The organism is Pseudonocardia nematodicida, from assembly GCF_040105385.1.
Taxonomy (GTDB): Bacteria; Actinomycetota; Actinomycetes; order Mycobacteriales; family Pseudonocardiaceae; genus Pseudonocardia; species Pseudonocardia nematodicida.
In genome coordinates this window covers 46,476-58,896 of sequence record NZ_JBEDNQ010000018.1, presented here as the reverse complement: position 1 = coordinate 58,896, position 12,421 = coordinate 46,476, and the positions used below count along the sequence as shown (strand labels likewise).

Here is a 12,421-nt window from a genome sequence, read left to right as displayed (position 1 = left end):
GAATAACAGGTCCCTGATAGCTGGAGGTGGTCAGGATGCGGGTCGTCGTCGCCGGGGGTGGGATCGGCGGGCTGGCGCTGGCTCAGGGGCTGCGCAGCGCCGGGGTCGAGGTCGTCGTGCTGGAGCGCGACACGCGGCCGGAGCACACCGGCGGGTACCGCCTGCACCTCGACGACGGGGCGCGCGCCGCGCTGGCCCGGCTGCTCCCGGCCGGGGTGTACCGGGCGGTGCTGACGTCGTCGGCGGCGGGCCTGCACCGGTTCTCGTTCTGCGACCACCGGATGCGCGTGCTGGCCTCGGAGGTCCCGCCGCCCGGGGACCGGGTGATGATCGGCCGGATCCCGCTGCGGACGCTGCTCGCGCACGGGCTCGACGTGCGCTGGGGGCAGGCCTACGGCGGGCACGAGGCCGGCCCGGACGGCCGGATCCACGTCCGGGCCGGCTCGCCGATCACCGGAGCGCCGCGGTCCGGGACCTCGGGCGCTCCCGGACCGGATACCGGCACCGTCGAGATCGCGGACGTCCTCGTCGGCGCGGACGGGGTCGGCTCGGCCGTCGTCCGCACGCTGGCCGGACGGACCCTGTCGGCACCGACCGGCGTCGAGGGCATCGCCGGGCGCATCCCGCTGGACGACGACACGCGCGCCCTGCTGCCCGGCCCGCTGCGCGGCGGCGCGGCGCTCGCGATCGCCCCCGGCGGCGTCGGGGCCTTCCTCACCGTGCACGACCCGGCGACCGCACCGCGGCTCCCCGACCCGGCCGACGACCCGCCGGGGATCCTCGAGGATCCGTACCTGCTGTGGGCCCCGGGGATGCCCGCCGAGCGCTTCCCGCGCGACCCGCGCGCCCTGGACGGGCCCGGGCTCACCGCGCTCGCGGCCGAACTCGCCGAGGGCTGGCATCCCGCGCTGCGCGAGCTGGTGACCCGGCTGGATCCCGCCGCGACCGGGCACTTCCGGTTCCACGCCGCCGACCCGGACGCCGACCCGGCTCCGTGGACGACCGGCCCGGTGACCGCGCTCGGCGACGCGGTGCACGCGATGCCGCCGACCGGCGGTCGGGGCGCGGCGACCGCGATCCGCGACGCCGATGTGCTCGCCCGCCGGCTCGTCGCCGCCCGGGACGCGGGCACGCCGGTCGCGGACGCGCTGCGGGCCTACGAGGCGGAGATGCGGACCTACGGGCCGGACGCGGTCCGCGAGTCCCTGGCGCCGCTGCGCTGGCAGCGGCGGCTGTCCGGGCCGGTGGGCGGGATGTTGCTGCGCAGCGCCGGGGGCGCCGCGGCAGCTCGTGAGTGGTTGTCGCGGTCCCGACCGCGATAACTACTCACGAGTCAGAACAGGACGGTGGCGAACTGCGCGACCTGCCGGAACCCGACCCGGTGATAGGCGGCGCGGGCGGGCGAGTTGAACGCGTTCACGTACAGCGAGGAGCAGCGCCCCATCGACGCCAGCGCCACCGCGACCGACGCGGTCCCGGAGGTCCCGATACCGTGGCCGCGCCACGCGGGGTGCACCCACACGCCCTGGATCTGGCCGACCGTGCGCGACATCGCGCCGACCTCGGCCTTGAAGACGACCTGGCCGTCGTGGAACCGGGCGAACGCGCGGCCGGAGGTGATGAGCTCGGCGACCCGGGCGCGGTAGCCGGCACCGCCGTCGCCGTCCCGGGGGTCGACGCCGACCTCCTCGGTGAACATCGCGACCGCCGCGGGCAGGTAGCGGTCCAGCTCACTGATCCGGACCGGACGGACCTGCGGGTCCGGCGCCACCGACGGCATGCCCTGCAGGGTCATCAGCGGCTGGTCGGGACGGATCTCCCGGGCCGGGCCCCAGCCCGGCGCGAGGTCCTCCCAGAGCGGCATCACCAGCTCGGCGCGACCGACGAGCGACGAGCAGAGCCGCCCCGCGCGACGGGCGCGGTCGGCGAACGCGCGCATCGCGGCGCGCTCACCGCGCAGTGGCACGAGGTTGGCGCCGGAGAAGCAGAGCCCTTCGGCGGGGCCGCCGTACGACCACAGTTCGCCGCCCAGTCGCCACGGGTCCAGGCCGACCGCCTCGACGCGGGCGGCGACCATGCAGGAGGCGACCGGATCGTCGTCCAGCACGTCGTGCACCCCGGAGCGGTGACGATCATCGAGAAGCCGTGCCCCGGCCACCCTCAGCACGGGTTCATCATGCCACGCAGACGGGGCTTTAGCCGACGGTCACCTGCGGGTCACCCTCGGCACCCTCCATGCCCTCGGCGATCCGCATGGCCTCCTCGATCAGCGTCTCGACGATCTTGTGTTCGGGCACGGTCTTGATGACCTCGCCCTTGACGAAGATCTGCCCCTTGCCGTTGCCCGAGGCGACCCCCAGGTCGGCCTCACGGGCCTCCCCGGGCCCGTTGACCACACAGCCCATCACCGCCACCCGCAGCGGGACCTCCATGCCGGTCAGCCCGGCGGTGACCTCGTCGGCCAGGGTGTAGACGTCGACCTGGGCCCGCCCGCACGACGGGCAGGACACGATCTCGAGCTTGCGCGGGCGCAGGTTGAGCGACTCCAGGATCTGCTGACCGACCTTGATCTCCTCGACCGGCGGCGCGGACAGCGAGACCCGGATCGTGTCGCCGATGCCCTGGCGCAGCAGCGCGCCGAACGCGACCGCGGACTTGATCGTGCCCTGGAACGCCGGACCGGCCTCGGTGACGCCGAGGTGCAGCGGGTAGTCGCACTGCTCGGCGAGGATCTCGTAGGCGCGCACCATCACGACCGGGTCGTTGTGCTTGACCGAGATCTTGATGTCGTGGAAGTCGTGCTCGGCGAACAGCCCCGCCTCCCACATCGCCGACTCCGCCAGCGCCTCCGGGGTGGCCTTGCCGTATTTCTCCATCAGCCGCTTGTCCAGCGATCCGGCGTTGACCCCGATCCGGATCGGCGTGCCGTGATCGCGCGCGGCGTGCGCGATCTCGCGGACCTGGTCGTCGAACTTGCGGATGTTGCCCGGGTTGACCCGCACCGCCGCACAGCCGGCCTCGATCGCGGCGAAGACGTACTTGGGCTGGAAGTGGATGTCGGCGATCACCGGGATCTGCGACTTGGTCGCGATCGCCGGCAGCGCCTCGGCGTCGTCGGCCGACGGGCACGCCACCCGCACGATGTCGCAGCCGGCGGCGGTCAGCTCGGCGATCTGCTGCAGCGTGGCGTTGATGTCCGAGGTCAGCGTGGTCGTCATCGACTGCACCGAGATCGGGTGCTCGGAACCGACACCGACCGGCCCGACCTGGAGCTGACGGGTCTTCCGGCGCGGGGCCAGGGTCGGCGCCGGCGTGGAGGGCATACCCAGGGAGACGCTCACGGACGCCACTATCCCATCGCTGCGGAACGGTCGCCGCAGCCGGTGAGCAGAGACTCACGTCCGGCCCTGGTTCTCCTGAGCGTCCTGCAGGGTCGACGAGTGCGGCAGCCAGGTCGCCAGCTCGACCGGCCACCCGTCGTCGGTCAGGACCCGCACGACGGCCGGGTCGTCGTCGAGGATCATCGCGATCTCCCGGGACCGGGCCAGCCGGCGCAGCACCTCGCGCTTGACGTAGCGGGCCGGGCGGCGGTCGTCGTCGGGGCGCATGTAGAGCGGTCCGGTGGGCAGGTCGAACTCCGCGAGCCAGCGTTCGGTCAGCGGCCGGTTCCGTTCCGGGCGGCCGGTGAGGTAGACGACGTCGTACTCCTTCTGCGCCTCGCGCAGCCGTTCGGCGCCCTCGTCGAGCAGCGGGTCGTCGGCCGCGTCGGCGAAGAACCGCTCCCAACGGTGCACGTCGAGGTGGTGCAGGCGGTGCGAGACGTCGGCCAGGACGCCGTCGATGTCGAAGACCGCGAGCGGGCGTGCGCCGTCGTCGTCGGGGCGGCTCACCCGAACATCCGCACCGGGTTGACGACGTCGGCCACCGTCACCATCAGGAAGAAGCCCAGGAAGACGATCACGAAGACGTAGGCGAACGGCAGCAGCTTGGCCGCGTCCACCGGGCCGGGATCGGGTCTGCCGATCGCCCGTGCGGTGTTGCGTTTGATCGACTCCCAGATCGCGGGGACGATCTGTCCGCCGTCCAGCGGTGGGATCGGCAGCAGGTTGAGCAGGAACAGCGAGATGTTCACCGCGGCGAGCATGTTGAGGAACAGGCCGACGTCCTGCTGCCAGGGGACGTCCTCCTGCGCCAGGATCTCGCCCCCGATCCGCGACACACCCACGACGCCCATCGGGCTCTCGGGATCGCGCTCCTCGCCCAGGAACGCGGCGCCGAACAGTGCCGGCACCCGCTCCGGGATCCGGGTGATCGCCTCGGCGGTCGCGGCGACGCCGTCGCCGATCCGCTCGGTGGTCTCCACGGCGGTCAGTGGCTGGTAGCTCGTGTCCAGCAGGACGCCGAGGTAGCCCGCGGTGACGGTGGCGTTCGGGTCGTCGGAGTTCCGGTCCTGCAAGGTGTTCGGGATGACGTCCACCTCGAGCGGGAGCTGCCTCCCGTCCCGCTCGACGACGATCGGGGTCGGCCCGGACGACGCCCGGATCGCCTCCTGCAACGCCACGCCGTCGTCCGGCCCGAACTCCTGCCCGCGCACCGACAGGATGCGGTCGTCGGGCTGCACGCCGGCGGCCAGCGCCGGTGCCTGCGGCGCGCCGGCCGGACACCGGTCGGGCGCGCCGTTCTGCACCGCCGTGACCGGGAGGACGCACTCCTCCAGTGCGGAGATCTGCGTGTTCGGCGTGAGCACGCCGACGCCCATGAACGTCACGAAGAACAGCGCGATCGCCAGGATCAGGTTCATGAACGGCCCGGCGAACATGACGATGATCCGCTTCCACGGCGACCGGGTCCAGAACTGCCGGCCCACGTCGGCGGGCATCACCATGGCCTGGGACTCGCGCCGGGCGTCGTCCATCAGCCCCTGGAACGGACCGGTCCGCCGGTCCCGCCCCAGCTGCCCGCCCTTGGCCGGCGGCAGCATCCCGATCATCCGGACGTAGCCGCCGAGCGGGATCGCCTTGATGCCGTACTCGGTCTCGCCCCGGCGGACCGACCAGATCGTCCTCCCGAACCCGACCATGAACTCCGGCACCTTGATGCCGAACCAGCGCGCGGTGGCGAAGTGACCGAGCTCGTGCCAGGCGATGGAGACGAGCAGGCCGAAGAAGAAGATCGCGATCCCGACGACCGTCCAGAAGATGGTCACGTCCCCGACTTCTCCTTCGCGTGGGCGCGGGCCCAGTCCTCGGCCGCCAGCACGTCCGCCACGGTAGCGGGGTCATCCGTCCAGGCGTCGGCCGCGTCCAGGACGCCGGCCAGCAGGTCGGTGATGTCGGTGTAGCCGATCGCCCCGGCCACGAACGCCGCGACGAGCTCCTCGTTGGCCGCGTTCAGCACCGCGGGCAGGCAGCCGCCCCGCTCCCCTGCCGCGCGGGCGAGCCGGACGCCGGGGAACGCGTCGTCGTCGAGGGGGTCGAAGGTCCAGGACTGCGCGGCGCCGAAGTCGCACGGGGTCGACGCCCCGGCGATCCGGTCCGGCCAGCCGAGCGCGAGCGCGATCGGCAGCCGCATGTCGGGTGGCGACGCCTGGGCGATCGTCGAGCCGTCGGCGAACGTGACCATCGAGTGGACGATCGACTGCGGGTGCACCGTGACGTCGATCCGGTCGTACGGGATCCCGAACAGCAGGTGCGCCTCGATGACCTCGAGGCCCTTGTTGACCAGGGTGGCGGAGTTGATCGTGATGACCGGGCCCATGTCCCAGGTCGGGTGCTCGAGCGCCTGCTCGACGGTGACGCCGTTCAGCTCCGATCGTGTCCGGCCCCGGAACGGCCCGCCGGACGCGGTGAGCACGAGCCGCTCGACCTCGCTGTCCCGCCCGCCGCGCAGGCACTGCGCGAGCGCCGAGTGCTCGGAGTCGACCGGCACGATCTGCCCCGGCGCGGCCGCGGCCAGCACCAGCGGCCCACCCGCGACCAGGGACTCCTTGTTCGCCAGCGCCAGTCGCGCGCCGGTCTCCAGCGCGGCCAGCGTCGGCCCCAGCCCGCGGGACCCGGTGATCCCGTTCAGCACGATGTCCGCGCCGCACGCGGTCACCAGGTCCGCGGCCGACGACGGCCCGTCCAGCACCTCGACGCCGGGCAGCGCCGCCCGCAGCTCGGCCGCCGCCGTCGCCGAGGGCACCGCGACCCGCGGGACGCGATGCACGCGGGCCTGCTCGACGAGCAACGGCACGTCCGACCCGCCCGAGGCGAGCCCGGCCACGGTGAACCCGCCGGCCCTGGTGATCACATCGAGGGCCTGGGTGCCGATCGACCCGGTACTGCCCAACACGACGAGTGACTTCATCACCGCACATCATCCTCGCTCGCCCGGCTGTGCGACGATGGCCCCGCTTCGGCGGGAACGGTCTGGGAGGACGCAGGTGGCGAGCAACTCACGCGAGGTGGCGGTGCGGTCGGGTGTCGACCCGGCCGAGGAGCCCTCGGTCGACTGGGGCTGGCACGCGCGCTTCCCGAAGGGCATGAAGATCGCGGCCGGGCTGGTCGGCATCTCCCTGCTGCTGATGCTGATCGGGCACCCGGTCAGCTGGACCGAGTTCTCCTACATGGCGGTCCCCGCGGTCGCCTGCTTCGCCGGCGTCGTGTTCCTGCTGATGCGTTCCCGGCACAGCTGGCGGCGCTGACCCGCCCACCCGGTGGCCGCCGCCGGTGCCGGTGAGCCGATCGAGCTGACGGTCGGCGACCGTGTCGTGCGGCTGTCCAGCCCGGACCGGGTCTACTTCCCGGAACGTGGCGAGACCAAGCGGGACCTGGCCGCGTACTACTCGTCGGTCGGCGACGGGATCGTCCGCGCCCTGCGCGACCGGCCGTGCATGCTGCACCGCTTCCCCACCGGCGTGACCGGCGAGAAGGTGCACCAGAAGCGGCTGCCGCGGGGCGCGCCCGACTGGGTGCCGACGGTGCGCGTGCACTTCCCCCGCTTCAACCGGACCGCCGACGAGCTGTGCGTCGCGCACCTCGCCGACGTGATCTGGGCGGTGCAGATGTCCACCGTGGAGTTCCACCCGTGGAACTCCCGCGCCGCCGACGTCGAGGCACCCGACGAGTGGCGGATCGACCTCGATCCGATGCCCGAGTCCTCCTGGGCGGACGTGCGGCGGGTGGCGCACGTCGTGCACGAGGTGCTCGACGAGCTCGGCGCCACCGGGTTCCCGAAGACCTCCGGCGGGTCCGGGATGCACGTCTACGTGCGGATCCCGCCCGACCACGGGTTCGCCGACGTGCGGCGCGCCGCGCACGCGTTCGCCCGCGAGGTCGGCCGGCGCTGCGACCGGGTCGACCTGTCCTGGTGGCGCAAGGACCGGGCCCCGTCGAAGATCTTCGTCGACTACAACCAGAACGCGCGCGACCACACGATCGCCTGCGCGTACTCGGTGCGCGGCACCCCGGACGCCAGGGTGTCGACGCCGATCCGGTGGGACGAGATCGACGACTGCGAGCCGCGCGACTTCACCATCGCCACCGTCCCCGTCCGCTACGCGCAGCTGGGTGACCTGCACGCCGGGATCGACGAGGCCGCCTTCGCCATCGATCCGCTGTTGGAGTGGGCCGACCGCGACGCCCGCGACGGCGCCCCGCCTCCGGACCTCCCCGATCTCGACCGCTGACCCGCCCTCCATTTGTCCACTCATGACCCTTTGGTTCGGTGGTACCGGACTGAAGCGTCATGAGTCGGGCCGGGGGCGGTGATCGGCGGGCCTGGCAGGATGCCCGGTGTGGAGGACGACGTCCGCAAGCGGCAGCTCAACCGGCTCGGCTACGGCATCGGGGGTGGGCTGGTCGTCGGCAGCACGATCTGGACGCTCGGCGGCGCGTGGTGGTGGGTGCCGCTGTTCCTGGCGATCGGCCTCGGCGTCGGGTTGTTCCTGCGGGCGACGACGCCGCCCGGATCGGATTCCTGACTCCGTCTCCGGACGGATGTGCCGGGGCCTCGTCCTGCTTGGCTGGTCGACCATGACATCGGCGTCGCGATCGGGGTCGCGATGGCGGCGACCACCGGGCAGATCTGGTGGCTGGTCATGGGGATCTCGATCGGCATGATCCTCGTGATCTGCTGGTCGCCGTCGACGAAGGCCGACCCCGGCTCCTCCGGCGAGGACGCCGGCGATCGGCCGTGATCACCGGCCCGGTCCCGGCCGGTGCCATCCCGAGTCCATGATCACCGGCCCGGTCCCGGCCGGTGCCATCCCGAGTCCATGATCACCGGCCGGAACCCGAACGACGATCATCGGCTCGGCTCGGCGGCCTCCCGCAGCCGTCCGAACTCGGTGACCATCGCCTCCCGCGACCAGTGCGCGTTGAGCCCGGACGGGTTGGGCAGCACCCAGATCCCGGTCGTCCCCAGCCGGTCGTCCTGCTCCCCGACGCTCGCGTCCCGCCGGCCGAACGCGGTGCGGTACGCGCCGATCCCGACGACCGCGAGCCACCGCGGTTCCCGCGCCGCGACCAGGTCGCGGAGCCGCACACCCCCGGCGACCAGCTCGTCGTCGGACAGCTCGTCGGCTTTCGCGGTGGCCCGCGGCGCCATGTTCGTGATGCCCAGCCCGAGGGCGGCCAGTTCGTGCTGCTCGGCGGGCTGCAGCAGGCGTGGGGTGAACCCCGACTCGTGCAGCACCGGCCAGAACCGGTTGCCGGGCCGCGCGAAGTGGTGCCCGGTCGCGGCCGAGGTCAGGCCGGGGTTGATCCCGCAGAACAGCACCCGCAGCGCCGGGCCGGCCAGGCCGGGCAGGACGTCGTCGATCGTCCTGTCCCGCGCGCGTTCCCGCTCCCCGGGTCCCGGCAGGCGTCCCACGACGACCAGTCAAGCACCCGCGGCGATCAGTTCCCGCGCCCGGTGGAGTCCACCCGGGTGAGCGAGCCCTCGTGCCCGCGCGCCGTCGTCAGAGGAGACTCACCCGTCGTGGACCTGCCCGTGATGCCCCCGGTCAAGCCGATGCTGGCCAAGCCCGCGCCGTCGATCCCCGCGGGACGCCGCTACGAGCCCAAGTGGGACGGCTTCCGCTCGATCGTCTTCCGGGACGGCGACGACGTCGAGATCGGCTCCCGCAACGAGCGCCCGATGACCCGGTACTTCCCCGAGGTCGTCGAGGCCGTGAAGGCGAACTTCCCGCAGCGCGCGGTGATCGACGGTGAGATCGTCGTCGCGGACACCACCCGCAACGCCCTGGACTTCGAGGCGCTCCAGCAGCGGATCCACCCGGCGGCCAGCCGGGTGCGGCTGCTCTCGACCGAGACGCCGGCGTCGTTCGTGGCGTTCGACCTGCTCGCCCTCGGCGACGACGACCTCACCTCCCGGCCGTTCAGCGAGCGTCGCGCGCTGCTGGAGTCGGCGCTGGCCGACGCGGCCCCGCCGGTGCACCTCACCCCGCTGACCTCCGATGTGGACACCGCGCGACGGTGGTTCGAGACCTACGAGGGCGCCGGGCTGGACGGCCTGATCGCCAAGGACCCGGACGGGGTCTACCAGCCGGACAAGCGGGTCATGACCAAGATCAAGCACGAGCGCACCGCGGACTGCGTCCTCGCCGGCTACCGGGTGCACAAGTCGGGGCCGGACGCCGTCGGCTCGCTGCTGCTCGGCCTGCACGACGAGCGCGGGGTGCTGGTCTCGGTGGGGGTGGTCGGGGCGTTCCCGATGGCGCGCCGCCGCGAGCTGATGACCGAGCTGGCGCCGCTGGTGACGACGTTCGACGAGCACCCCTGGGCCTGGGCCAAGCAGCTCGAGGGCGAGCGCACCCCGCGCAAGTCCGAGACGAGCCGGTGGAACGCGGGCAAGGACCTGTCGTTCGTGCCGCTGCGCCCGGAGCGGGTGGTCGAGGTGCGCTACGACTACATGGAGGGCGAGCGGTTCCGGCACACCACCCAGTTCGTCCGCTGGCGCGACGACCGCTCGCCGGAGTCCTGCACCTACTCCCAGCTCGAGCGTCCGGTCGGCTTCGACCTCGGCGAGGTGCTGGCCGGGAACGGGTGATCCTTCTCTGCGGAATCCGGCCGGCACTCGACTACGACCCGGACTCCACGGGAAAGGATCTTCGCGACCGCGATCCGGCGGCGCCGATCGGCCGCGCAGGGCGGGCCGGTCCGTCACCGTGCGCCGATGCGGTTCGACGACGTGCTCAAGGCCCAGGACGGCGTCATCTCCCGCCGTCAGGCGATCGCCTGCGGAGTCTCTCCGTGGATGCTGCGGGCCAGGGTGGCCAGCGGCGCCCTCGCCGAGGTCGCACCGGGGGTCTTCCGATCGGCGGCGCACCGGAGGACGGCCTGGGGTGCGGTCGTCGTCGCGACGTTGTGGGCCGGGCGCGGCGCCGTCGTCGACGGTCCGGCGGCCGCGCACCTGCACGGGATGCCGGTCCCCGCGCAGGCCCGGAGGGTCGTCGGCATCACGATCCCGGTCTCGTCCCGGCGCAAGGCCCCGGCGGGGATCCGGGTGCGCCGGCGCGACCTCGACCCACTCGATCGCGGCGTGTGCCGAGGCGTGGCCGTCACCGCGCCCGCGCTGTCCGCCCTGGAGACCGCGGTCGCGCTGCCCGACGGGGCCGCCTTCCTGGACCGCGTGCTGCAGCGCGAGCTCGTGGCGTTCGAGGACCTGCTCGCCGCCTTCCGGCGTGCAGTCGGCTCGCACGGCTCGGCGCGGGCCCGCGAGCTGATCGTGGAGGCCGCGGACCGCGCCGACTCACGGGCCGAGCGCCGGCTGGTGACACTGCTGCGCCGCAAGGGGATCGACGGGTTCGAGCTGGGCCTGGCGTTCGAACGCTGGTTCATCGACATCGCGTTCGTCCGCGCCCGGCTGGCCGTGGAGATCGACGGCTGGGCCTTCCACTCCGACCCCGACCGGTTCCGCAACGACCGACACAAGCAGAACGCGCTCGTGGCGGCGAAATGGACGGTGTTGCGCTTCACCTGGCAGGACATCCGGGACCGGCCGGACGACACGGCCCGCCGGATCCAGCGCGCCCTGCGAGCATGATCCTTCTCCGTGGAACCGCGGGCACGGTGCAGCGGCACGCCGGTTCCACACAGACGGATCAACGCATGATCCTTCTCTGCGGAACTTGTCTCGCAGTCGAGTGGCACGTCGACTCCACAGAGAAGGATCGTGCGAGTGCGATCCCTTTCTGCGGAGCCCCGATGGCAGTGCGGTGCTGTCCAGGTTCCGCAGAGCAGGATCATGCCTCGCAGCCGCAGGACTCCCGGTGCACGAACCGCGCCGGCAGCCGCACCGAGCGCCGCTCCGCGTCCGGCTCGCCCATCCTCCGCAGCAGCAGCCGCACGGCCTCCCGGCCGATGTCGGCGAAGGGCTGCGCGACGACGGTGAGCCGCGGGCTGAAGGCGTCGGCCCAGGGGAAGTCGTCGAACGCGGCCAGCGCGACGTCACCGGGGACGTGCAGACCCAGGTCGCTCACGGCCTGCACGGCTCCGATCGTCATCGCGTTGTTGGCGGTGATCAGCGCCGAGGGCCGGTCCGGCCGCGCCAGCAGCTCCCGCACCGCCCGTCGTGCCGGCTCGGTCTCCGAGTGCCCGGCGACGTCCAGGCTGTACTCGAGCCCCGCCCGGCGCAGCCCGAGCCGGTAACCGTCGCGCCGCTCGACGGTCGTCGTCAGCCCGGCCTGGCCGGACACGAAGCCGATCCGGGTGTGCCCGGCGGCGGCGAGGTGCGCGACGAGCCCGGCGACCGGTTCGACGTTCTCGGTGCCCACCTCGTCGTGCTCGCCGCCGAGCATCCGGTCGACCAGCACCGTCGGCACCCGCTGCGCGATGAGCGCACCGACCGTCCCGCCGGAGTCCGCGGACGGGGCGAGCAGCACGCCGTCGACCCGGCTGCGCAGCCGCGCGACCGCCGTCGACTCGTAGGACGGGTCGTCGTGCGGGTCGGCCAGCAGCAGCGTGTACCCGGCGGCCGCCGCCTCGGTCTCGACCGCCTCGAGCAGCTCGCCCAGGTACGGGTTCGAGATCGCCGAGAGGGCGAGCCCGAGCGTGCGGGTGCGTGAGGTGGCCAGCGAACGGGCGGCGGCGTTGGGCGTGTAGTCGACCTCCGCGACGGCGGCCAGCACGAGCCGCCGGGTGTCCTCGCGGACCCGGCGGGTGCCGTTCAGCACGTGGGAGACCGTCGCGGTGGACACCCCGGCGAGCCGGGCGACCTCGGCCATGGTCGCGATCGTCCACCTCCGTCGTGGGTAACCGGGTCACTGGGTCACAATTGAGGCGCAGGATACAGGCAAGCGGTTGCGCAAGCGGTTACTTCGCGCATACGGTACACGAGTCCGCCAGACGGACGTGTGGAGAATCACACATCATAACGTCGAAAGCCCTCGACGACGAGGAGAGCGCCGTGAACGACGGCCGAGCCGAATGGAGCCCGC

Annotated in this window: 14 protein-coding genes; 7 read left to right on the top strand and 7 right to left on the bottom strand. The window is 72.9% G+C overall.

Annotated features, from left to right (window positions below):
* Positions 1-35 precede the first annotated feature (35 nt).
* Positions 36-1,322: an FAD-dependent oxidoreductase gene (locus WIS52_RS30835; protein ID WP_349301950.1), complete on the top strand. Its 1,287-nt coding sequence runs from the start codon at positions 36-38 to the stop codon at positions 1,320-1,322.
* An 11-nt stretch (positions 1,323-1,333) separates the two neighbouring features.
* On the opposite strand, the gene WIS52_RS30830 is transcribed toward WIS52_RS30835, so the two are convergent.
* From WIS52_RS30830 to dxr, 5 genes are read right to left on the bottom strand one after another with little or no spacing between them, the layout of a single operon-like run.
* Positions 1,334-2,167, bottom strand: a complete 834-nt coding sequence (locus WIS52_RS30830; protein ID WP_349301949.1) for a GNAT family N-acetyltransferase — start codon at positions 2,165-2,167, stop codon at positions 1,334-1,336.
* A gap of 28 nt (positions 2,168-2,195) precedes the next feature.
* Positions 2,196-3,341 (bottom strand): flavodoxin-dependent (E)-4-hydroxy-3-methylbut-2-enyl-diphosphate synthase, encoded by a 1,146-nt coding sequence (gene ispG, locus WIS52_RS30825; protein ID WP_349301948.1) that lies wholly within the window; start codon positions 3,339-3,341, stop codon positions 2,196-2,198.
* A gap of 54 nt (positions 3,342-3,395) precedes the next feature.
* Positions 3,396-3,890 carry a phosphatase domain-containing protein gene (locus tag WIS52_RS30820; protein ID WP_349301947.1) on the bottom strand — a complete coding sequence of 165 codons (495 nt, stop codon included), beginning with the start codon at positions 3,888-3,890 and terminating at the stop codon, positions 3,396-3,398.
* Positions 3,887-5,206, bottom strand: a complete 1,320-nt coding sequence (locus WIS52_RS30815) for a M50 family metallopeptidase (protein WP_349301946.1) — start codon at positions 5,204-5,206, stop codon at positions 3,887-3,889. The genes WIS52_RS30820 and WIS52_RS30815 overlap by 4 nt, the downstream gene beginning before the upstream one ends.
* Positions 5,203-6,348: a 1-deoxy-D-xylulose-5-phosphate reductoisomerase gene (dxr, locus tag WIS52_RS30810; RefSeq protein ID WP_349301945.1), complete on the bottom strand. Its 1,146-nt coding sequence runs from the start codon at positions 6,346-6,348 to the stop codon at positions 5,203-5,205. The genes WIS52_RS30815 and dxr overlap by 4 nt, the downstream gene beginning before the upstream one ends.
* A 76-nt stretch (positions 6,349-6,424) precedes the next feature.
* Here dxr and WIS52_RS30805 point away from each other — a divergent pair, with 76 nt between their 5' ends.
* The 4 genes from WIS52_RS30805 (at position 6,425) to WIS52_RS30790 (ending at position 8,179) form a co-directional block, all read left to right on the top strand.
* A complete protein-coding gene (locus WIS52_RS30805) occupies positions 6,425-6,685 on the top strand; it encodes a DUF2631 domain-containing protein (protein WP_349301944.1) in 261 nt (86 codons plus the stop codon).
* 12 nt (positions 6,686-6,697) lie between these two features.
* Positions 6,698-7,669: a non-homologous end-joining DNA ligase gene (gene ligD, locus WIS52_RS30800; protein ID WP_349301943.1), complete on the top strand. Its 972-nt coding sequence runs from the start codon at positions 6,698-6,700 to the stop codon at positions 7,667-7,669.
* A 108-nt stretch (positions 7,670-7,777) separates the two neighbouring features.
* Positions 7,778-7,963, top strand: coding sequence for a hypothetical protein (locus tag WIS52_RS30795; protein ID WP_349301942.1), 186 nt, complete (start codon positions 7,778-7,780; stop codon positions 7,961-7,963).
* 81 nt (positions 7,964-8,044) lie between these two features.
* Entirely contained in the window at positions 8,045-8,179 is a 135-nt protein-coding gene (locus WIS52_RS30790; protein ID WP_349301941.1) for a hypothetical protein, read from the top strand.
* 107 nt (positions 8,180-8,286) lie between these two features.
* Here WIS52_RS30790 and mug read toward each other — a convergent pair whose 3' ends face one another.
* Positions 8,287-8,853 (bottom strand): G/U mismatch-specific DNA glycosylase, encoded by a 567-nt coding sequence (gene mug, locus WIS52_RS30785; RefSeq protein ID WP_349301940.1) that lies wholly within the window; start codon positions 8,851-8,853, stop codon positions 8,287-8,289.
* 108 nt (positions 8,854-8,961) lie between these two features.
* Here mug and WIS52_RS30780 point away from each other — a divergent pair, with 108 nt between their 5' ends.
* Both WIS52_RS30780 and WIS52_RS30775 read left to right on the top strand, forming a co-directional pair.
* Positions 8,962-10,032, top strand: coding sequence for an ATP-dependent DNA ligase (locus WIS52_RS30780; RefSeq protein WP_349301939.1), 1,071 nt, complete (start codon positions 8,962-8,964; stop codon positions 10,030-10,032).
* A 126-nt stretch (positions 10,033-10,158) separates the two neighbouring features.
* Entirely contained in the window at positions 10,159-11,028 is an 870-nt protein-coding gene (locus tag WIS52_RS30775) for a type IV toxin-antitoxin system AbiEi family antitoxin domain-containing protein (protein WP_349301938.1), read from the top strand.
* Positions 11,029-11,227: 199 nt separating this feature from the next.
* On the opposite strand, the gene WIS52_RS30770 is transcribed toward WIS52_RS30775, so the two are convergent.
* Positions 11,228-12,208, bottom strand: coding sequence for a LacI family DNA-binding transcriptional regulator (locus tag WIS52_RS30770; RefSeq protein WP_349301937.1), 981 nt, complete (start codon positions 12,206-12,208; stop codon positions 11,228-11,230).
* Between the last annotated feature and the right edge of the window lie 213 nt (positions 12,209-12,421).